Source organism: Streptomyces sp. NPDC101160 (assembly GCF_044768205.1).
Taxonomy (GTDB): domain Bacteria; phylum Actinomycetota; class Actinomycetes; order Streptomycetales; family Streptomycetaceae; genus Streptomyces.
The window spans coordinates 269,744-290,221 of sequence record NZ_JBIWPJ010000003.1 but is presented as its reverse complement, the minus strand read 5'-3'; the positions used below and the strand labels follow the sequence as shown (position 1 = coordinate 290,221).

Below are 20,478 nucleotides of genomic sequence, written 5' to 3'. Positions count from 1 at the left end.
CGGTGCGGTGCGGTGCGATCTACGGTGCTGGCCGTGCTGTTGTGCGGGGTGCGCTGCTGTGCTGGCTGTGCTGCTGCGCGGGGTGCGCTGATGTGCGGTCGTAGCGGCTTCGGCTACGGGAAGAGCGCCTGGACGCCCAGGGCGGCGGCTCCTCTGGCCCACTCCTCCCAGGGCAGCGGACGCAGGGTCAGCGGGCACTTCGCGGCGGCCTTGAAGCAGTGGGCCGCGTAGGCCTCCCTGATGTGCGCCCCGAAGAGGTCGTACGTGTCGAGCCCTTCGCCGGTGACGACGACGCGCTCGGGGCCGAGCAGGTTGACCAGGACGGCGATGCCGGTGCCGATCGAGCGTCCGGCACGGGCGAACGCCTCGCGTGCGGCGGGGTCTCCGCCACGGGCGAGCCGCACGGCGCCGTCGAAGTCGAGGTCCGGGCGGCCGGCGGCCTCCCGCACCGCCGAGAGGATGGCGTCGCTGGAGGCGACGGCCTCCACGCAGCCGGTCTGACCGCAGTGGCACCGCGGCCCGGCCGGGTCGATGCTGATGTGGCCCATCTCGCCGGCGACGCCGTACGCACCGGCGATCAGCTGCCCGTTGACGACGAGTCCGGAGCCGATGCCCGCGCCGATGGTGACCAGCGCGAAGTACTCGGTGCCGATCCCCTCGCCGAACCAGTGCTCGGCGGCGGTGAGCGCCTTGACGTCGTTCTCGACCGTGACGGTCAGGCCGGTCGCCTTCGCCACCGTCTCGGCGAGCGGGACGTCGCGCCAGCCGGGCAGCACGGAGTAGCGCACCCGGCCGGCCGGGCGGTCCACGTCGCCGGAGACCGCGATCCCGAGGTGGCGGGTGCGTTCCCGGAAGGCGGGGTCCATGTCGAGGAGGGTCTCGACGAGTTCGCCGATCAGGGCGCACACCGCCGCCGGGCCGCGGTCGGCGCCCAGCGGGCGGTCGGCGGTGGCCCGCATGCCGGCCCGCAGGTCGCAGACCGCGCCGTACACGGCGTCGGCGCTGATCTTCACCCCGACGAAGAACTCCCGGTCCACCGTGACGGCCAGCGGGTTGACCGGCCGTCCGGCCCCCGGGGCGGTGCGCTCCGGGGGGAGTTCGTGCAGGTACCCGTCCTCGATCAGCGGGCGCGCGGCCTTGGTGACCGCCGTCGCCGACAGGCCCGTGCGGCGGGCCAGTTCGACCCGGCTGAGCGGGCCCTCGGCCAACAGCAGGGCCAGCACGGACGTTTCGGCCGGTGCGGTGACGAGTGGCTGCGAGTGGTTGGGAAACACGGCGGCAACGTACCGGCAATTAAATAACTTCGTCCAGTATTGATTTCGGATCCCTCGCGGCCCTACTCTCGGGCCGCTTCCCGACGACCGCCCTTCCGCCCTCCGCGTCTCCAGGGATCTCCGCCGTGACCTCTTCCGTCTCCTTCGATCCCGCTCTCGGGCTCGGCGTCCTGCGCACCCCGAACAGCGTCTACGCACTCCGTGTCGGCGCCGACGGGAGCCCCCGCCATCTGCACTGGGGGCCCGCGCTCGACGACGCCGTCCTGGCGGCCCTGCCCGCCCCCGTCTCCCCCGCGGACAGCAGCTTCGAGGACGAGGCGGCCGCCGACGAGCTCGCCCCGCAGACCGGCGCGCGCTTCGGACCGGCCGGCCTGCAGGTGCGGTTCGCCGACGGCACCCGCGGCGCCCAGTGGCACTTCACCGGCCACCGCGTCGAGGGCGGCGAACTGCGGCTGCGCCTCACCGACCGCCACTACCCGCTGGCCGCGGAGCTCTGCTACCGGCTGCGCCCCGGCAGCGACGTGATCGAGCGGTGGACGGAGCTGACCCACACCGCCGCGCCCGGCGGCGACGCCGGGCCCGTCACCGTGGACCGCCTCGACTCGGCGTCCTGGACGCTCCCCGCGCTCCCCGACTACCGGCTCAGCCACCTCGTCGGCGGCTGGAACAGCGAGTTCCAGCTGCACCGCGACCGCCTCCCCGTCGCCGAGACCGTCCTCACCAGCCGCCGCGGTCTGACCGGCCACCACGCGAGCCCCTGGCTCGCCCTCGACGACGGCAGCGCCACCGAGGAGCACGGCCGGGTGTGGAGCACCGCCCTGGCCTGGAGCGGAAGTTGGCGCGTCACCGTGCACCGCTCCCCGGTCGGCCGCACCACCTGGACCGGCGGCTTCGGCCACGAGGGCCTCAGCTGGACACTGAACCCGGGCGAGACCCTGCACACCCCGGTGTTCGCCGGGCTCCACAGCCCGGAGGGCTTCGGCGGGGCCGCCCGCGCCTGGCACGAGTACGTCCGCTCCCACGTACTGCCGGAGCCGGGCCGGCTGCGGCCCGTGGTCTACAACTCCTGGGAGGCTACCGGCTTCGACGTCGACGAGGCCGGACAGTTCCGCCTCGCCGGACTCGCCGCCCGGCTGGGCGCCGAGCTCTTCGTCCTGGACGACGGCTGGTTCGGCGCGCGCACCGGCGACCACGCCGGTCTGGGCGACTGGACGCCCCGGCGCGACGCCTTCCCGAACGGTCTGCGGCCCCTCGCCGACGAGGTCCACCGCCTCGGCATGGCCTTCGGTCTGTGGGTCGAACCGGAGATGGTCAACCGCGACAGCGACCTCTTCCGCGCGCACCCCGACTGGGTGATCCACGCACCGACCCGCGAGGCCACCGAGCTGCGCGACCAGCTGGTCCTGGACCTCGCCCGGCCGGAGGTCGAGGCATGGGCGCACCGGACCCTGGACCGGCTGGTCACGGAGAACGGCGTGGACTGGCTCAAGTGGGACGCCAACCGCCCGTTCACCGAGGCCGGCCGGCCCGGCCACCCCGATCCCGACCGGCTGTGGATCGACCACACCCGGGCCGTGCACCGCGTCATGGACCGGCTGCGCGCCGACCACCCCGGCCTGGGCATCGAGGCCTGCGCCGGCGGCGGCGGCCGGGTCGACCTCGCCGTCCTCGCCCGCACCGACCAGGCCTGGACCTCCGACAACACCGACCCGGTCGACCGGCTCGGCATCCAGTACGGCTTCAGCCGGCTCCTGCCGGCGCAGGCCATGGCCGCCTGGGTCACCGACAGCCCCAACGCCGCCACCGGCAGGGCCACTCCGCTGCGCTTCCGGTTCCACGTCGCGATGGCCGGCGCGCTCGGCCTCGGCGGCGACCTCACCCGCTGGACGGAGGAGGAACTGGACGAGGCGGCCGCCCTGGTGGCCCGCTACAAGGAGATCCGGCACCTCGTGCAGCACGGCCGCGCGTACCGGCTGACCGGGCCCGGCGGCGTCACCGCCGTCCACTACGCCGCGCCCGACGGCGCCGCGCACGCCCTGCTCGCCTGGCGTCCCACCACCCGCTTCGGCCACGGGGCCGCCCCGCTGCGCCTGCCCGCCCTGGACGACGGGGCCCGCTACCGCGACCTGGAGACGGGCCAGGAGCACAGCGGCGCCGCTCTCCGGCAGTACGGCATCGACCTGCGCCTGCCCGCCGGCGACTACGCGAGCCGGCTGGTCCGGCTCGCCCGCCTCGACTGACGCACCTGCTGACGCGCCTGCCGTACGACGGTCCCACCCACCATGCGTGCCTACCTCTTTGTGTGGTTCGCCCACATGCCCCGGCGCCTGCCCGTCCCCCTAGCGTGTGCACACGCGGTGCCGGAACGGACCACCACGCGACCACGCGACCACGCAGACGCGCCACGGGCGCACGAGCGGGAGAGGCCGGGACATGACCGACAGACGGAGTCCGGGGCACCGGTGGCGGCTGCGTGCCGCCCGGGTCATGGCGGTGGCGGGTGCCCTCGCGGCGTCCCTCCTCGGCCCGCCCGCGGCGGCCGCCGCCGCCGCGCCGCCCGCGTACCTCACCCTCGAAGCGAGCTACGGGGCCGGCACCGTCACCAACGGCTGGGAGTCCGTCGAGCGCTACCTCGACACGACGAGCGGATTCCGTACCGAGGGCTATCCGCCGGACGGCCGCGGCGACCAGGACGGCAAGCGGGTCACGTACTTCGGCGGGGTGTCCCGGCCCTCCTCGGGCCGCTTCCTGCTCTACTCGGCCCCCGGTTGGAACACCGGCAGCCGCACCACGCCCGTCCTCCTCGTGCACGGGGCCAACGACACGGCGGACCGCGCCTGGGCCAATCCCGGCGAGTCGGGCGGTTACGGCTGCGGCGCCGCCACCTGCCCGTCCACCGGCCTGATGCAGTACCTGTCGGCGCGAGGTCACCGCGTCTTCGCCGTCGGCTTCGCCCACAAGCAGGGCGACAACCTCATGCAGGCGCAGATCGTCGGTGACGCGATCGCCGTCATCAAGGCGAAGCTGGGCGTGACCAAGGTCGACCTGGTCGGCTGGAGCAAGGGCGAGATGTCCACCCGCGCGTACGTGTCGTCCGTGAGGCCGAGCTGGGGACGGGCGTACGCCGGAGACGTACGGCGGCTGATCACCCTCGGCGGTCCGAACGGCGGCTACGACTATCCGTACGCCCACGGCTGGGCCCACGACTTCTCCATCTGGCCCGAGTGCGGAGGCAAGGTCAACGCCCCCTCCCCGCACTCCCACATGACCTGTTACGGCCTCTACACCGCGCACCCGGAGTTCTCGATGACGCCCTCCGGCGGTCAGGACAACTACCCCGGGCAGCGCCAGATGCTGGCCCGCTGGGACGGCGTGTACGGAGTCGACGGCGCCGCCCAGGACTGGTACACGACGTACTACGGCGGCCAGGGCTACTACACCGCCGGCGGCGGCATCCAGGCCGCCATCGACGCCGGATCGCTCATCGGCACCCTGCACGGCGCCGGAGTGCCCGCCGCCGTCACCACCTACCTGCTGGCCGGCGGTTCCGCCGACATCGTCGGCATCTTCAACGAGAACCGCGGCCCCAGCGACGGTGTCGTCTTCATCACCAGCGCGCTCGACACCACCGGCATCCCCACCGTCGGCGGCACGGCCACCGTGGCGTCCGCCAACCACCTCGAACTGGGCTGGAACAGCACGGCCGCCGCCCAGGTCGCCACCTGGCTCTCCTGAAGGACCCGAGGACATGACCACGCTCCGCACCCGCCGCATCGCCACCGCCCGGCTGACCCAGCAGATCACCGAGGCCAGGGACGAGGGCGAGCCCGTCGTCTTCGTCCACGGCAACGTCTCCTCCTCGGTGTTCTGGCACACCACGATGACCGCGCTGCCGAACCGCTACCGTCCCGTCGCCGTCGACCTGCGCGGCTTCGGCGGCACCGACCCGCTGCCCGTCGACGCCACCCGGGGCGTGCGGGACTACGCCGACGACCTCGCCGCGCTGCTCGCGGCCCTCGGCATCGACCGGGCGCACCTGGTCGGCTGGTCCATGGGCGGCGGCGTGGTCATGCAGTACCTGCGCGACCGCCCGGCCGCCGTGCGCTCCCTGACCCTGGTCAACCCGGTCTCCCCGTACGGCTTCGGCGGCACGCACGGAGTGGACGGGATCCTCAACTCCGCGGACGGGGCCGGGTCGGGCGGCGGCACGGCCAACCCGGACTTCGTGCGGCTGCTCGCCGAGGGCGACCGCGGCGAGGAGTCCCCGCTGTCGCCGCGCTCCGTCCTGGCGGCCGTCTACGGCAAGCCGCCGTGGCGTCCCGAGCACGAGGACGCGTACGTCGAGTCCATGCTCACCACGCGCGTCGGCGACGACCACTATCCGGGCGACAGCACGGCGTCCGCCGCCTGGCCCGGCATCGCGCCCGGCACCCGCGGGGTGCTCAACTGCCTGGCCCCGACGCACTTCCGCGTCGACGACCTGCACCTGGTCGAGCCCAAGCCGCCGGTGCTGTGGATACGCGGCGAGGACGACGTCGTCGTCTCGGACACCTCGTTGTTCGACCTGGCGCACCTGGGCGCGATCGGCGCCGTGCCAGGCTGGGACGGCACTCCGGCGCAGCCGATGGTGGCGCAGACCCGTCACCTCCTGGACCGTTACGCCGCGGCGGGCGGCACGGTGCGGGAGGTCGCGACGGCCGGCGCCGGGCACGCCGTGCACCTCGAACGCCCAGAGGAGTTCGGCAAGGCGCTCCTCGAGGTGCTGTCCGCATGACGGTGAGCGCCACGCGGCAGGGCCCCGTCCGCGGCCGTACGTCCCGGGACGGGGTGACGTCCTTCCTCGGCATCCCGTACGCCGCCCCGCCCTTCGGCACCCTGCGGTTCCGGGAGCCCGCCCCGCCGGAGCCCTGGACGGGGACGCGCGACGCCACGGCGCACGGCCCGACGGCGCCGCACGCTCCGTACGCCCCGCCGTTCGACGTTCTCATCCCGGAGAACGACATCGCGGGGGAGGACTGTCTCAACCTCAACATCTGGACCCCGGCGCCGGGGCCGGGCGCCCGCCTGCCCGTGATGGTGTGGCTGCACGGCGGGGCGTTCACCAACGGCTCGGGCTCGGCGTCCGCGTACGACGGGGGCGCCTTCGCCCGGGACGGCGTCGTCTGCGTCACGCTCAACTACCGCCTGGGCGCGGACGGGTTCCTGCGCCTGCCCGGCCGTCCCGACAACCGGGGCCTGCTCGACCAGATCGCCGCGCTCCGCTGGGTCCGGGAAAACATCGCCGGCTTCGGCGGCGACCCGGACCTGGTGACGGTCTTCGGCGAGTCGGCGGGCGCCATGAGCATCGGCGCGCTGCTGACCACCGATGCGGCCCGGGGCCTGTTCCGGCGGGCGATCCTGCAGAGCGGGGCCTGCCACCATTTCCTGCGCCCGAAGTCCGCCGAGCTGACAGCGGCCCGGCTGGCGGAGAAGCTGGGCATCGAGCCGACCGCGGAAGCCTTCGCCGCCGTTCCCCTGCCGGAGCTCCTGCCGGCCCAGGCGGAACTGCGCGCGGAGGTCAACGCCCGCCCGGATCCGGCGCGTTGGGGCGAGGCGGCGCTCAACATGATGCCCTTCGAGCCGATCGGCCCGGGGCTCGCCCTTCCGGGGCCGGAGTGCGGCGTCGACCTCCTGATCGGCAGCAACCGGGAGGAGTACCGCCTCTTCCTGGTGCCGACCGGGCGCCTGGACGTCCTGCCCGAGTCGAAACTCCGCGCCGTGACCGCTGCCTACGGCCTCGACCCGGCCGAAGCCCTCCCCGTCTACCGGGCCGGCCGCCCGGGCGCCACGCCGGGCGAACTCCTCGACGCGGTGGCGACCGACTGGTTCTACCGCGTCCCCGCCATCCGCCTCGCCGAGTCCGTCCCGGGCTCCTACCTGTACGAGTTCGCCTGGCGCTCACCCCGGTTCGACGGAGCCCTCGGCGCCTGTCACGCCCTGGAACTGCCCTTCGTCTTCGACCGCCTCCAGGACCCGTCGTACGGGCCGCTGCTCGGCGCCCACCCGCCGCAGGCCCTGGCGGACGCCATGCACGGGGCGTGGGTCTCCTTCGCGAAGACCGGCAGCCCCGGCTGGCGGGCGTACGACCGGACGACCCGGACGACGATGACCTTCGCCGCCGGTCCCGACGCCGGCCCGGTCGGCGACCCGCGGGCGCGGGAGCGGCTGCTCTGGGAGGGCGTGCGCTGAGGACCGGCGGGGCGGGGTCCGGCCGGCTAGCGCAGTGAGCAGCTGTTCGCGAGGGCGACCGGATCCGTCTCGGCGGGCCGGGCGACGGTGCCGGAGGCGGGCGGCTGCTGCCCGGTGGCAAGCCAGCGCTCGAGGGCCGTGAACGCCGCCCGGTGGCACGGCGTGAGCGGACGCAGCCGGCCCGGGAAGGCGTCGGTCAGGGAGTCGGTGTGGGTGCCGCCCTCGATCCGGTAGTAGCGGTGCAGCGAGCCGCGGCCGGCCTCGCGCACCATGCGGGCGTAGACGTCGGAGTCCCGGCTGATCGGCAGCAGGGCGTCCAGGGTGCCGTGCAGGGTGAGCAGCGGCTTGCCGATCCGCCCGGTGAGCCCGATCCTCGCCACGGCCTGCCGGACCTGGTCGGGCCGGGCCGGGTAGTCGTAGTCCGTGTCACAGGCCGGCGTGCCCGTCGCGCAGTACGGCGTGCCCGCCTCGGCCGGCCCGTCGAAGTCCGGGTCGAACTCCTCGCGGTAGATGCGCTGAGTCAGGTCCCAGTAGACCTTGTGGTGGTACGGCCAGAGGAACTCCGACCCGGCCGGGAAGCCGGCCGCGTACATCTGCTGCCGCGCCTCCTCGGCGCCCGCGCCGCCCGCCGCGTACCCGGGATAGGCGCGGAGGGCCTTCGGCAGGAAGTCCAGCAGGGTGGGGCCGTCGGCGCGCCACAGCGTGCCCTCCCAGTCGACTCCCCCGTCGTAGAGCTCGGGGTGGTTCTCCAGCTGCCAGCGCACCAGGTAGCCGGCGTTGGACAGGCCGGTGACCAGGGTGCGCACCGGCGGGCGGTGGTAGCGCTGGGCGACCGTGGCCCGGGCGGCGCGGGTGAGCTGGGTGACCCGCTCGTTCCATTCGGCGACGGCGTCGCCCGGCGCCGTGCCGTCGCGGTAGAAGGCGAGGCCGGTGTTTCCCTTGTCGGTGGCGGCGTACGCGTAGCCGCGGGAGAGCACCCAGTCGGCGACGGCCCGGTCGTTGGCGTACTGCTCGCGGTTGCCGGGGGTGCCGGCGACGACCAGGCCGCCGTTCCAGCGGTCGGGCAGCCGGATGACGAACTGGGCGTCGTGGTTCCAGCCGTGGTTGCTGTTGGTGGTGGAGGTGTCCGGGAAGTAGCCGTCGAGCTGGATGCCGGGCACCCCGCTGGGCACGGCCAGGTCCTTCGGCGTCAGCCCGGCCCAGTCGGCCGGGTCGGTGTGCCCCGAGGCGACGGTGCCGGCCGTGGTCAACTCGTCGAGACAGTCGGCCTGTTGGTGCTCGGCTCCCGGGACCCGCAGCCGGTCCTGGTGCGCGCAGTGGCCACCGGGCGGCGCCGAGCCGGCCGGGTCCGCCTGGTCCGCCGCGGCGGGCACGGGGGCGAGCGTGAGCGCGGCCAGGGCGAGGGTCGCCGTGCCGGCTCGTCGTCGCGGGCGTGGTGGGGAACGGAAGAGACGCATGCGTATGCCTCCGGGATCGCGGATCGCCAACGGGGATGCGCGGGACGCTATGACGTCGCCGCCTCGCGATACATAGGTCCGCACCCCACCGTCCGCTGACCGCTCATGTTCCGTCACACCATCACCCCGGCGTGCCCGGGAGGTGTGCCGCCCGGCGGGCCCCGGCCATACCGGGCCGATCGGGCCCCGGGCCATGGACGCCCGTCACACAGGGCACCCGGCAAGCCTGGCTGTCCCGCCCATGCCCACGCCGGCGGACAGGCCCCGATGATGCACGCCACACCGGTCGCCGGCGCTCGTCCCGGCACGGCGGACGACGAGTTGACGACATCATCTGGAGGCAGTCGCCATGGGGCAGTCGCACCCTCCGCTCCGCTTCACGAAGAGCCGTCGCCTCATCCGAGGCGTCCGCCGCTGGGTCACCGCGGCCGCGGGAGCCCTGGCCCTGACCGGCGGCCTCGTCGCCGGCGGCCCGCAGGCGTCCGCGGCGGGCCTGACCCAGGTCACCGCGTTCGGCAGCAATCCCGGCAACCTCTCCATGTACACCTACGCGCCGGACGCGCTGCCGGCCGGCGCCCCGCTCGTGGTCGCCCTGCACGGCTGCACCCAGAGCGCGAGCGACTACTACGCGCACTCCGGCTGGCCGGCCTTCGCCGACCGGTACGGCTTCGCGCTGGTCTTCCCGCAGACGAGCAGCGCCAACAACGCCAACTCCTGCTTCAACTGGTACGAGCCGGGCGACAGCGCACGCGGCCAGGGCGAGGCGCTGTCGATCAGGCAGATGGTCGACAAGGCCGTCGCCCAGTACGGCAGCGACAGCCGGCGGGTGTACGTCACCGGGCTGTCCGCCGGAGCGGGCATGACCGCGAACCTGCTCGCCGCCTACCCCGACGTCTTCGCGGGCGGCGCGATCGACTCCGGGCTCCCGGCCTTCTGCGCGAACAGCCTGTCCACGGCGTACACCTGCATGTACAGCCCGCCGGACAGGAGCCCCGCCCAGTGGGGCGCCCTGGTGCGCTCCGCCGCACCCGCCGGCACCACCTCCTGGCCCCGCGTCGCGATCTGGCAGGGCACCGCCGACACCACGGTCCAGCCCGCCAACGCCACCGAGCTGCGGGACCAGTGGACCGACGTGTGGGGCATCGGCCAGACGCCCACCCGTACCGAGAGCCTCGGCGGGGGCACCACGCTGAGCGTCTACGACGACGCCGCCGGCCGGCCGGCCGTCGAGGTGTACTCCGTCTCCGGCATGGCGCACGGGCTCGCGGTCGACCCGGGCAGCGGCCCGGAGCAGTGCGGCAGCACCGGCACGTACTACCTCGACACCATCTGCTCCAGCTACCACACCGCACGCTTCTGGGGGCTCGACGGCGAGGGCCAGGGCCCCGGCACCGGATCCCTGCCCGCCCCGACGGGACTGACGGTCAGCGGGACCACCGACACCACGGTCTCCCTGACGTGGAACGCGGTCGACGGCGCGAGCTCGTACGCCGTCCACCGCGACGGTACGAAGGTGGCCACCACCACGTCGACCGCCGCGACCGACACCGGCCTGGCCACCGGCACGGCGTACGGCTACACGGTGGCGGCCGTGGACGCGACGGGGACGGCGGGGGCGGTCTCCGCGGCGGTGACCGCGACCACGACGGGCTTCACGCCCACCTGTCACACCGCGAGCAACTACGACCACACGGTGGCCGGTCGCGCCTACCAGAGCGGCGGCTCCACCTACGCCACCGGCTCGCGGCAGCCCATGGGCCTGTGGAACACCTTCACCACGCACACGCTCAAGCAGACCGCGCCGGGCTACTACGTCGTCGCGGACGCGGGCTGCTAGACCGCCCGCCCCGAGGCGGTCCGCGTCACCAGGCGTCGATGGCGGGCGCGTCCGGTTCGTGGAGCGGCCAGGCCGCGTTCAGGCGCGCGATCCGGTCCGCGGCGCCGATGCCGCGCAGGGACGCGATCCTGCCGTCGCTGACCTCGAACACCACGGCGCCCACGACCTGGTCGTCGAGGACGGCGACGACCGCCGGGGAGCCGTTGGCGAAGACGACGTGCAGCGCGGGCGTGCCGCCGGCCATCCGCCGCTTCGCCGGCGTGGGCTTGAAGCCGGCCCGTACGAAGGAGGCGACCCGCTCGCGCGTCGTGTACCGCAGCAGCCGCCTGGCCAGTCCGGCGCCGTCCGAGACCGCCGTCACGTCGTCGGTGAGCAGGGCCACCAGCCGGTCGGTGCGCCCCGACACGGCGGCGGCGAGGAACTCCTCGACGATCCGGCGGGCGGACGCGGGGTCCACCTCGTCGCCGCGGCGGCGTTCGGCGGCGATGCGGCGCCGGGCGCGGTGGACGTGCTGCTGGCTCGCGGACTCGGAGATGTCGAGGATCCCGGCGATCTCGGCGTGGGGGTAGGCGAACGCCTCGCGCAGGACGTAGGCGGCCCGCTCGACGGGCGAGAGGCGCTCCATGAGGGTCAGCACGGCCAGGGACACCGACTCGCGCTGCTCGAAGGTGTCGGCGGGGCCGAGCATCGGGTCGCCCTCCAGGAGCGGCTCGGGCAGCCAGTCCCCGGCGGCGCGCTCGTGACGCGCCTGTGCCGAGCGGAGCCGGTCGAGGCAGAGGTTGGTGACGACCTTGGTCAGCCACGCCTCCGGCACCTCGACGCGGTCCCGGTCCGCGGCCTGCCAGCGCAGGAAGGCGTCCTGCACGGCGTCCTCGGCGTCGGCCGCCGAGCCGAGCAGACGGTACGCGAGCGAGGCCAGCCGGCCGCGGCTGGCCTCGAACCGGTCGATGGCTGCGATGTCCATGCGGAGCAGCCTATGCGGTGGCCCGCACGTTGTTCCGGGCCTGCGCGGCGGACAGGCGGCGCCTGCGCTTCGGCAGGCCGAAGGTCGGGTGGGCGATGCTCAGCCCGGACCCCTTGAGTACGCCCGCCTTGAGCACGGCGGCGGTCCGGCCGCCCACGTACCAGGACTTGGCCCGGACGTCCTCGTCCACCATCTGGAAGATCGCGTCCCGGCGCCCGAGGCTGATGTGGTTGCCGTAGTACTTCAGATCGGTGGTCGGGACCTCACCGCCCGTCAGGCGCGCGATGATCGCGGCGGTCGCCTGCATGGTGGTGAAGCCGGCCGAGGCACAGGACATCGGCAGCGGCCTGCCGTTGTCGCCGATCGCGTAGGCGCTGTCACCGGCGGCGTAGACGTCCGGGTGCGAGACCGAGCGCATGGTGCGGTCGACGACGATCTGGCCGGTCCCGGCGACCTCCAGGCCGCTCGCGGCCGCGATGGGGTGCACGGCGAACCCGGCCGACCACACGGTCACGTCGGCCGGGATCGCCCTGCCGTCGGCGGCGATCGCCCGTGCCGGCTCGACGGCCTCGATGCCGGTGTGCTCGTGGACGGTGATGCCGAGCCGGTCGAAGGTCCCGCGCAGGTGACGGCGGGCCTTCGGGGAGAGCCAGGCGCCGAGCTCGCCGCGGGCGGCGAGCGTGACCGAGAGGTCGGGCCGGGACTCGGCGAACTCGGTGGCGGTCTCGATGCCGGTCAGCCCCTCGCCGACGACCAGCACGGTGCCTCCGGCGCCGAGGCCGGCCAGCCGCTCGCGCAGCCGCAGCGCCGAGGACAGGCCGGTCACGTCGAAGGCGTGCTCGGCCACGCCGGGGACGCCGCGGTGGTCCACGGAGCTGCCGAGCGCGTAGAGGAGCGTGTCGTACGCGATCTCGCCGGCGCCCTCCTCGCCGGTCACGGCGACGGTGCCGCGCTCCGGGTCGACGCCGGTGACGCGCGCCAGGCGCAGCCGTACCCCGGTGCCCGCGAACACGTCGGCGAGCGTGCGGGACGCGCGGTCCTGGCCGATCGCGAGCTGGTGGAGCCGCATCCGCTCGACGAAGTCGGGCGCGGCGTTGACGACGGTGATCTCGGTGTCGTCGGGAGAGAGCCGGCGGGCCAGGTTGCCGGCCGCGAAGGCCCCGGCGTATCCGGCGCCCAGTACGACGATGCGGTGCTTCATGACGTTGCTCCTGTCTCGTTCGCGTGCCCCTTGAACGGGACAGCGAGCCGATTGCTGACAGGAGCCGGGTGTGACGCGTGTCACCCTGCGTCACTCGTACCGGTGCAGCAGCGATTCGCGCTCGTACTCGCGGACCTGCTCCACCGTCAGGCCGGGGATGTCCAGGTGGGCGAGGGTGATGGCGGCGGAGCTCGGCACGGCGTCGGCGGGCAGCCATTCCCCGGGCTTCCAGGCGTTGCCGCGCAGGAACGCCTTCGGGCAGTGCTGGTAGACGTCCTCCGCCTCGACCACGATCGCGCTGCGCGGCGCCTTGCCGACCGGGGTGAGCTGCTCGAGGAGGCGGGGATCGGTGGAGACGCAGGCGCGGCCGTTCACGCGCAGTGTGGACGCCTGGCCGGGGACGAGGAAGATCAGGCCGGCCCGGCCCGTCTCCACGATGTTGTGCAGGGTGTCGAGGCGCCGGTTGCCGGTGGCGTCGGGGATGGCCAGGGTGAACTCGTCCAGGACGGAGACGAAGCCGGCCGGGCCGCCCCGCGGGGTCACGTCGCAGCTTCCGTCGGCACCGGCGCTGGCCACGAACAGGAGCGAGGAGCGGGCGATGAAGGCGCGGGCGACGTCGTGGAGACGGTCGACCGCCTTGCGCGTCGCCATGTCGCTGGGCTGCTCGTAGATCTCGCGCAGCCCGGCCGTGTCCCGTACTGCGGTGGAGTGCAGGGCCTCGAATATGCGGCCGGCCGGCCGCGGCTTGATCGTCACGTACCGGCAATCTATCCGATCGTCGATCTTGAGGGAACGCCCGCGCCCCGTCCTGCGCACTCACCTTCTGTCCTCCGGGGCGCGGACCGACCGTCAGGGGGCGTCCGGTTCCTCAGGGTGGGCAAGCAGGAGAGGCGAGCTCAGCCGGGCGTCGGGGTGCATCCGGAGCAGCTGGTGCACCACCCCGGACAGCCCGGGGAGCAGCCCCGGTGCGAACGCCTCCTTGGCGAGGCCGCCGACCGGACCGCGCTGCTCGATGCCGGAGATCAGCTCCGCGTCGGCCTGTGCGGCGGAGGGGCCCTCGTATCCCTTCAGACCGCGCAGGCGGTGGAGGAGTTCCCAGAGGCCGAGGTCGCCGTGGCAGAGGGTGTGGCTCCAGCCGAACCCCTCGCGCAGGCCGGCCGGTCCCGAGCGGAGCGCGGTGTCCAGGTGCCGGGGATCGCCCGTGCGGCGGTGGAGGTCGACGGCGGCGAGGCCGATGCCCGTGCTGCCGTGACACCACGCGGTGGGATGGTCGACGTCTCCCCCGATCCGCGCGTCGGCCCAGGCCCGCACCTCCGGCGCGTACAGCGACTCCTCGAAGTCGTGGGCCAGGGCGCCGAGTTCGAACCAGCGGCGCCGGTCGGCCGGGCTCCCGGCGGCGGAGAGGCCGAGCCGGGTGAGCGCCCATCCGGCGCCGCTGGCGCCGTGGGCGAATCCGCCGATGCCCTCGGGGAACATCATGGTGGACCAGCGTGCTCCGCGGTCGTCGACGACCGCGGTCCGCTCCAGGTGCCGGCCGGCCTCCGCGGCGGCGCCCAGCCACCGGTCCTCGCCGGTGAGCCCGGCGAGGTCGAGCAGCGGGACGACCGCGCCGGCCACGCCGCCGAGCACGTCGAGCGCGCGGTCCTCGGCGATGAGCTCGGGGGTCAGCAGTGCGGCCCTCGCGCGGGCGCGGTCGAGGAGACCGGGCGTGCCGAGGAGGCGGTGCAGCGCGCCCCAGGTCCACACCTGCGAGGCGATGCCGGTGAACCCGCCGAGCTGGCGGGTCGGCACGGTGTCCTCGGTGGCGGCCAGCACTTCCAGGGTGCCGGTCAGCAAGGACTCGACACCGTCCACGGGATCGGCCCGCCCGGCGCGCTGCTCGCGCAGGTACTCCGCGAGGGCGACGGCGACGCCGCCCTGCCCGGTGTAGAGGTCCGCGCCCAGCGGGCGGATCGCCCAGCCGTAGTCCGTGAGCACGGGACTGATCCAGGTCGCGGTGGCGTCGGCGCCGCGCACGGCCGCCGCGCGGACCGTCCGGACGGCCTCGGCCGCGAGCGTGCGGCGGCGCCGGTCCAGATCCTCGGCGTGCGGGGCGAGGGCGGGTGTCCGTACCCGGTCGGGAAGGCGGCGTTCGTTCAGATAGGCGCCGACCAGGGCGCTGCGGATGGTGTCGCGCTCGCGGGTGAGGTCCGCCTGCCGCCACCCCGTCAGGAAGGCGTCGAGCCGCTGTCCGTCCACCTGTTCGCCGAACGCGGGGATGTCCCCGACCAGGAGGTCCGCGATCTCCTCGTCGATCACCGCCGGTTCGAGGGGGGCGCCCGGGGCGGCGAGGGCGTTGCGATGGAGGATGTCGCGGGCCCGGGCCAGGGCGGCGTCGGGGTCGTGCAGCGAGGCCGGGTGCCAGAGCATCCGGCCGATGTCCGTGTACGTCTGGGTGGGGCGCCGGATCCTGCGGACCCGGCAGCCGTCGAACAGCCGCAGCAGCTCGTCGAGCCGGCCGCCCGCGTCGAGCTTCGCCAGGGCCCCGGTGAGGCCGTCGAAGCCGGCGAGCACCTGGTCCCAGTGGCGGATCAGCACCGGCTCGGGGCTGGGGTGGTTGCGGGCCGGCGGCAGGTCCACCGTGCCGACCTCCATCCGTGCGGTGTCCCGTCCTCCGTCCACGATGACCGGGACGCGGATCTGCGGCTGTTGTCCCGGCAGTCCGCCGACGGCCGAGAGGTCCACGCCGGCGAGGGCGTAGCCGTCGGCGCGGAGCGGGAGGATGCCGGTGCGCAGCACGGTGTTGCGGATGGTCCGGGCCGCCCGGTCCACGGCGTCACCGCGCCCGCTCGGCGCCACGTCGACGTCGGGCGTGAACAGGGCCTCGGCGTCGACCACGGCGGGCACCGGGCCGTGGGCCACCAGGTTCTCGGCGTGCAGGTCGGTCCCGCCGAGGAGTCGCATCACGGCCAGCCATCCGCCCAGGGCGCGGTAGAAGCGGGCGAGTTCGGCCTCGTCCGAGCAGTAGCGGTGACCGAGGTGCTCGGCCCAGCCGTAGCCGTCCCGGATCACCACTCTGGGCACGCCCAGGTCCTCGGCGCCGGGGACGGCGGCGACGAAGGAGCGCAGCGCGGCGTCCACCTCGACCGGCCTTGGCTTGTACATGACGCAGACGGTCTCGAAGACCAGCAGGGCGACCGCCCGGCCCCCGTGGTGGGTGTCCCCGCGGGCGAGCTCCAGGGCGCGCAGCGGTCCGGGATCGCCGCCGAGCAGGCCCGCGACGGCCCGCCGGTCCGCGGCGAACCGCGTGCCGAGCTCCATGGCGCCCTCGATCAGCAGACGTCCTGAGGCGAAGGCCCGTCGACGCAGGGCGGGGTAGCGACGGTGCAGCGTCTCGGCGAATCCGGGGTCGGAGGCGTGCCGGAGGAAGGCGTCCCAGCGTGCGGACGGGTCCGCGCCGGGCAGGTCGCCGGCCAGCGCGGCGGCCCGCAGCTCGAGCAGGAGCACCCGGTTGAGCCGGAGCTGGAGGGTACGGCTGAGGGCCTCCCGCGTCGCCTCGCGCAGGACCTCCCGCTCCTCGGCGGCCAGTCCGGCCGGCCCCGGCCGTGCGTCGAGCTCCGCGAACAGCGGGGCCGCGAAGGCGTCCACCGGCCCGGCGAACCATCCCTCGGGCGGCGGTCCGCCGACCGCTCCGGCCGCTGCCACCGGTTCCACCATGCTGAGTCCTCTCCTGACGGCTGGGGCGGTCTTCGCACCGGGCCCGACCGGCCCGGCCCGGGCCGGGGAGCCCCTCACGGGGCTCCCCGGGTGGTGCGTCCGGTGCCGTACGGCGGCTCGTCAGCAGCAGTAGCTGTGCAACGAGCCCGTACAGCTGCTGCAGCCGGTGAGCAGCGCCTCGGTGCCGTCGGTCAGCGCGGCCTCGCCGGCCGCACCACCCACGTAGAGCGGGCCGGCCGGGTTGTCGGCGCCGAGCGCCGACTCGGCGCCCTGGAGCCAGGCGGTGACGATCTCGTCCGCGCGGGTGGTGGAGATGACGGGCATGCGGTACCTCCTACGATTCGCCGGGAGTGCACGGGGCTACAGAATCCACCGGAGGAAGCCCGTCCGGGACCGGCGAGAACCGGCCAATCGTCGAACGGCGGTCAGGTGCCGATGCCGGGGCCCGGTGGCGGGAGCGACCGTCATGCCGCGCACCCCTGTTCCCGTTCGGCGGTGAGGGCACATCGCGCACACCCGCTGGCCGTGATCGCCTACGACGACGATGATGACGCCGTGCACATAGCCCACGAGTCCGCACTCCACACCCCGGGAAGCCGCCCATGCTGAACCTGTCGGTCCTGCTCGAGGACTCCGCCCGTACGTACCCCGACCGCGACGCGGTCGTTCTCGGCACGACCCGGCTCACCTACGCGCAGGTCGACGCCGCCGCGAACCAGGTCGCGAACCTGCTCGTCGAGCGTGGCGTCGGCCCCGGCGACAAGGTGGCGCTCAGCTGTCCGAATCTGCCGTACTTCCCGATCGTCTACTACGGCATCCTGAAGGCCGGCGCGGTCGTCGTGCCGCTCAACGTGCTGCTCAAGAGCCGCGAGATCGCCTACCACCTCCAGGACGCCGGCGTGACGGCGTACTTCTGCTTCGAGGGCACCGCCGAGCTCCCGATGGGCACGGCGGGATTCGCCGCGTTCCAAGAGGTCGGGTCTGTCCGGCACTTCTTCCTGATGACCGCGGACCCGGCCGCGCCGAGCCCGGTCGAGGGCGCCGAGACGATGGGCGCCGCGCTCGCCGGCCGGAGCCCGGTGTTCGACACGGTCGTCACCCGGGCCGACGACACGGCGATCATCCTCTACACCTCGGGCACCACCGGGCAGGCCAAGGGCGCCGAGCTGTCGCACGCGAACACGATGATGAACGTGACGGCCTGCAACCGGATGTTCGAGAGCAGGCCGGCCACCGACAGCCATGTGCTCTGCCTCCCGCTGTTCCACACCTTCGGCGCGACCGTGCAGATGCACGCCGGGTTCTCGATGGCCGCCACGCTCCACCTGGTGCCGCGGTTCGACCCGGAGCAGGTCGTACGGCTGATGGACACCGAGACGATCACCTTCTTCGCCGGCGTCCCGACCATGTGGTGGGCCCTGCTGTCCGCGCTCACCGACGACGTCGACGTGGACCGGATCGCCGCCAACCTGCGGATCGGCGTCTCCGGCGGCGCGGCCCTGCCCGTCGAGATCATCCATCAGGTCAAGGACCGGCTGCGCGTGCAGATCCTGGAGGGTTACGGCCTCTCCGAGACGAGCCCGGTGGTCACCTTCAGCGACCCCCACCGGGAGCCGCGGCCCGGCTCCATCGGCGTCCCGGTCTGGGGCGTCCAGGTGAAGCTGATCCGCGACGACTGGTCCGAGGTGACCGGCACGGGCGAGGTCGGCGAGATCGCCGTCAAGGGCCACAACGTCATGAAGGGCTACTGCAACCGCCCCGAGGCCACCGCCGAGGCGATCAAGGACGGCTGGTTCCGCACCGGCGACCTGGCCCGCAGGGACGAGGACGGCTTCTACTACGTCGTCGACCGCTCCAAGGACATGATCATCCGCGGCGGCTTCAACGTGTACCCGCGCGAGATCGAGGAGGTGCTGATGACGCACCCCGCGATCAGCCTGGCGGCGGTCGTCGGCATCCCCCACGAGAGCCACGGCGAGGAGGTCAAGGCGTTCGTCATCCTGAAGCCGGGCGCGGAGACGACCCCCGCCGAGCTGGTCGCGTGGGGCAGGGAGCAGATGGCCGGCCACAAGTACCCGCGCGTGGTGGAGATCGTCACGGCTCTCCCGATGACCGCCACCGGCAAGATCCTCAAGCGCGAACTCACCTGATCAGCGCGGGATCCGGGACGGCCGGACAGGTGCGGCGGGAGACGGGTCGTTCACGCGAGCCTCGCGCTCAGCAGCTTCTTGTCCGGCTTGCCGGCCTCGGTGAGCGGGATGCGGTCCACGGTGTGGACGACATGGGGCGCGTACATCGCCCCCTTGTGTTCCGTGACGTACGCCCGGATCACGTCGCGCTCCACGTGGTGCCCCGGCGTGGGGACGAGCGCGGCGTGGAGCTCCTCCGTCCCGTCCGCGCGGCGCACGCCGAACACCGCGCACCGCTCGACGGCGGGATGGCCGAGGAGGAGTTCCTCCACCTCCGCCGGGTGGACGTGCCCGCCGAGCACGATGACCGTGTCCCCGACGCGGTCGACGACGTACAGGAATCCGTCGGCGTCGAGGCACCCCAGGTCCCCGGTGCGGATCCAGCCGTCGCGCAGCACCTCGGCGGTCAGCTCGGGCCGGCGCCAGTACCCGCTCATCATCATGGGCGTGCACACATGGATCTCCCCGACCTCCCCGGCGGCCAGGGCCTCGCCGTCCGCCCCGCGTATCTCGACGTCGACGCCGGGCACCGGCCGCCCGGCCGTCGGGCGGCCCCCGGGCCCCGTCCTGCCGTGCTCGTGCGGCAGGACCTCGGCGATGTTGCCCGCCTCGGTCTGCCCGTACCAGCCGTGCAGCACCGGCCCGAGCACCCGGGCCGCCTCCCGCAGCCGCCGCGCCGACGCGGCGGTCCCGCCGTAGAACACCCGGCGCAGCGCGGAGACGTCGGTCGCCGGCAGGTCCGGGTGGTCGAGGAGTTCGTACAGCAGGGGCGGCAGCAGCCAGATGTCGGTGACGCGCTCGCGGGCGAGCACGGCGAGCACGGCGCCCGCGTCGAACCCGGCCGTGAGCACCACGCTGCCGCCGGCGAGGAGGGTGATGTCGGCGAGGATGCCGGCCATGTGCGCGAGCGGGGTGCAGGCGAGGGCGCGGGGCGGTGACCCGGCGGGGATCCGCGCGGCGTAGCCGGCCAGCACCCTCGCGTACGGGCCGTGCGCCATCCGGATGCCCTTGGGGATCCCGGTGGTGCCGCCGGTGAACCGTACGCACCAGTCGTCCTCGGCGCGTACGGCGCCCCTCACCGGCCGTGGCGTCCGGCGCGCCGCGCGGGCGAGCAGGTCCTCGCCGACGGTGGACGGTCCGAGGGAGAGGACGGCGGGGACCGGCACCCGGGCGAGCAGCGCCTCGGCGGCGGCCCTCGCGGCGGGGGCGACGAGCAGCAGCGCGGTCCCGACGTCGGCCGTGATGCGCGCCTGGACGTCCGGTGCCGTACCCGCGTTCAGGAACACGGCCCGGGCGCCGAGGAGGTTCACCGCGTACCGGGCGAGGAGCGCCTCGGGCTGGTTGCCCGTCAGGAACGTGACGGTGCTGCCGCGGCCGATCCTCCGCGCCGCCAGCTCCGCCGCCGCCCGCAGGATGCCGTCGTGCAGCTCGCCGGCGAGGACGGTACGGCCCTCGGCCGCGACCAGGGCCGGGCGCGCGGGCTCCCGAGCGAGCACGGCAAGGACGGACTCGACGTAACTCTCGTACGGCAGACGCGTGTTCTGGGTTGTCTCGGTCATGCGACTGAGGTTAGGGACGCACCGCTCATACGGTCCAAGACCGAATCAGCCATGAAATGATGCTTCCTCGGTT

At 74.1% G+C, this 20,478-nt stretch carries 14 protein-coding genes; 6 read left to right on the top strand and 8 right to left on the bottom strand.

The genetic code is table 11. The annotated features are described in order from the left end of the window. Nucleotides 1-113 precede the first annotated feature (113 nt). A complete protein-coding gene (locus ACIRSU_RS10715) occupies nucleotides 114-1,274 on the bottom strand; it encodes an ROK family protein (protein ID WP_403790682.1) in 1,161 nt (386 codons plus the stop codon). A 125-nt stretch (nucleotides 1,275-1,399) separates the two neighbouring features. On the opposite strand from ACIRSU_RS10715, the gene ACIRSU_RS10710 reads away from it, so the two are divergent. The 4 genes from ACIRSU_RS10710 (at nucleotide 1,400) to ACIRSU_RS10695 (ending at nucleotide 7,502) form a co-directional block, all read left to right on the top strand. Beyond that, entirely contained in the window at nucleotides 1,400-3,514 is a 2,115-nt protein-coding gene (locus tag ACIRSU_RS10710; RefSeq protein ID WP_403790681.1) for an alpha-galactosidase, read from the top strand. A gap of 193 nt (nucleotides 3,515-3,707) precedes the next feature. Continuing rightward, a complete protein-coding gene (locus tag ACIRSU_RS10705; protein ID WP_403790679.1) occupies nucleotides 3,708-5,009 on the top strand; it encodes an esterase/lipase family protein in 1,302 nt (433 codons plus the stop codon). A 13-nt stretch (nucleotides 5,010-5,022) separates the two neighbouring features. Beyond that, the gene (locus ACIRSU_RS10700; RefSeq protein WP_403790677.1) at nucleotides 5,023-6,048 is read left to right on the top strand and encodes an alpha/beta fold hydrolase; all 1,026 of its coding nucleotides are present in this window, start codon (nucleotides 5,023-5,025) and stop codon (nucleotides 6,046-6,048) included. Next, nucleotides 6,045-7,502 carry a carboxylesterase/lipase family protein gene (locus tag ACIRSU_RS10695; protein WP_403790675.1) on the top strand — a complete coding sequence of 486 codons (1,458 nt, stop codon included), beginning with the start codon at nucleotides 6,045-6,047 and terminating at the stop codon, nucleotides 7,500-7,502. Before ACIRSU_RS10700 ends, ACIRSU_RS10695 begins: the two co-directional genes overlap by 4 nt. A gap of 26 nt (nucleotides 7,503-7,528) precedes the next feature. Here the strand turns inward: ACIRSU_RS10695 and ACIRSU_RS10690 are convergent, their stop codons facing one another. Beyond that, on the bottom strand, nucleotides 7,529-8,959 hold the full coding sequence (locus ACIRSU_RS10690; RefSeq protein WP_403790673.1) for a 3-hydroxybutyrate oligomer hydrolase family protein: 1,431 nt from the start codon (nucleotides 8,957-8,959) through the stop codon (nucleotides 7,529-7,531). A gap of 349 nt (nucleotides 8,960-9,308) precedes the next feature. Between ACIRSU_RS10690 and ACIRSU_RS10685 the strand changes: the two genes are divergently transcribed. Continuing rightward, a complete protein-coding gene (locus ACIRSU_RS10685; RefSeq protein WP_403790671.1) occupies nucleotides 9,309-10,796 on the top strand; it encodes a PHB depolymerase family esterase in 1,488 nt (495 codons plus the stop codon). 25 nt (nucleotides 10,797-10,821) lie between these two features. On the opposite strand, the gene ACIRSU_RS10680 is transcribed toward ACIRSU_RS10685, so the two are convergent. From ACIRSU_RS10680 to ACIRSU_RS10660, 5 genes are all read right to left on the bottom strand, one after another. Further along, a complete protein-coding gene (locus tag ACIRSU_RS10680) occupies nucleotides 10,822-11,760 on the bottom strand; it encodes a sigma-70 family RNA polymerase sigma factor (RefSeq protein WP_403790669.1) in 939 nt (312 codons plus the stop codon). Nucleotides 11,761-11,770: 10 nt separating this feature from the next. Next, nucleotides 11,771-12,961 (bottom strand): NAD(P)/FAD-dependent oxidoreductase, encoded by a 1,191-nt coding sequence (locus tag ACIRSU_RS10675; protein ID WP_403790667.1) that lies wholly within the window; start codon nucleotides 12,959-12,961, stop codon nucleotides 11,771-11,773. Nucleotides 12,962-13,051: 90 nt separating this feature from the next. Then, entirely contained in the window at nucleotides 13,052-13,717 is a 666-nt protein-coding gene (locus tag ACIRSU_RS10670) for an MSMEG_1061 family FMN-dependent PPOX-type flavoprotein (RefSeq protein WP_403790665.1), read from the bottom strand. Nucleotides 13,718-13,810: 93 nt separating this feature from the next. Continuing rightward, a complete protein-coding gene (locus ACIRSU_RS10665; RefSeq protein WP_403790663.1) occupies nucleotides 13,811-16,657 on the bottom strand; it encodes a type 2 lanthipeptide synthetase LanM family protein in 2,847 nt (948 codons plus the stop codon). A 120-nt stretch (nucleotides 16,658-16,777) separates the two neighbouring features. Then, the gene (locus tag ACIRSU_RS10660; RefSeq protein WP_403790661.1) at nucleotides 16,778-16,981 is read right to left on the bottom strand and encodes a DUF6229 family protein; all 204 of its coding nucleotides are present in this window, start codon (nucleotides 16,979-16,981) and stop codon (nucleotides 16,778-16,780) included. A 278-nt stretch (nucleotides 16,982-17,259) separates the two neighbouring features. Between ACIRSU_RS10660 and ACIRSU_RS10655 the strand changes: the two genes are divergently transcribed. After that, nucleotides 17,260-18,807 (top strand): long-chain fatty acid--CoA ligase, encoded by a 1,548-nt coding sequence (locus ACIRSU_RS10655; protein WP_403790659.1) that lies wholly within the window; start codon nucleotides 17,260-17,262, stop codon nucleotides 18,805-18,807. Nucleotides 18,808-18,857: 50 nt separating this feature from the next. On the opposite strand, the gene ACIRSU_RS10650 is transcribed toward ACIRSU_RS10655, so the two are convergent. Then, nucleotides 18,858-20,405, bottom strand: a complete 1,548-nt coding sequence (locus tag ACIRSU_RS10650; RefSeq protein WP_403790658.1) for an AMP-binding protein — start codon at nucleotides 20,403-20,405, stop codon at nucleotides 18,858-18,860. Nucleotides 20,406-20,478: the final 73 nt, after the last annotated feature.

Excerpts from the sequence above, each read along its gene's own strand:
- ACIRSU_RS10705 (WP_403790679.1), top strand. The coding sequence starts at position 3,708 with ATGACCGACAGACGGAGTCCGGGGCACCGGTGGCGGCTGCGTGCCGCC.
- ACIRSU_RS10700 (WP_403790677.1), top strand. The coding sequence starts at position 5,023 with ATGACCACGCTCCGCACCCGCCGCATCGCCACCGCCCGGCTGACCCAG.
- ACIRSU_RS10695 (WP_403790675.1), top strand. The coding sequence starts at position 6,045 with ATGACGGTGAGCGCCACGCGGCAGGGCCCCGTCCGCGGCCGTACGTCC.
- ACIRSU_RS10690 (WP_403790673.1), bottom strand. The coding sequence starts at position 8,959 with ATGCGTCTCTTCCGTTCCCCACCACGCCCGCGACGACGAGCCGGCACG.
- ACIRSU_RS10685 (WP_403790671.1), top strand. The coding sequence starts at position 9,309 with ATGGGGCAGTCGCACCCTCCGCTCCGCTTCACGAAGAGCCGTCGCCTC.
- ACIRSU_RS10680 (WP_403790669.1), bottom strand. The coding sequence starts at position 11,760 with ATGGACATCGCAGCCATCGACCGGTTCGAGGCCAGCCGCGGCCGGCTG.
- ACIRSU_RS10675 (WP_403790667.1), bottom strand. The coding sequence starts at position 12,961 with ATGAAGCACCGCATCGTCGTACTGGGCGCCGGATACGCCGGGGCCTTC.
- ACIRSU_RS10665 (WP_403790663.1), bottom strand. The coding sequence starts at position 16,657 with ATGGTGGAACCGGTGGCAGCGGCCGGAGCGGTCGGCGGACCGCCGCCC.
- ACIRSU_RS10660 (WP_403790661.1), bottom strand. The coding sequence starts at position 16,981 with ATGCCCGTCATCTCCACCACCCGCGCGGACGAGATCGTCACCGCCTGG.
- ACIRSU_RS10655 (WP_403790659.1), top strand. The coding sequence starts at position 17,260 with ATGCTGAACCTGTCGGTCCTGCTCGAGGACTCCGCCCGTACGTACCCC.
- ACIRSU_RS10650 (WP_403790658.1), bottom strand. The coding sequence starts at position 20,405 with ATGACCGAGACAACCCAGAACACGCGTCTGCCGTACGAGAGTTACGTC.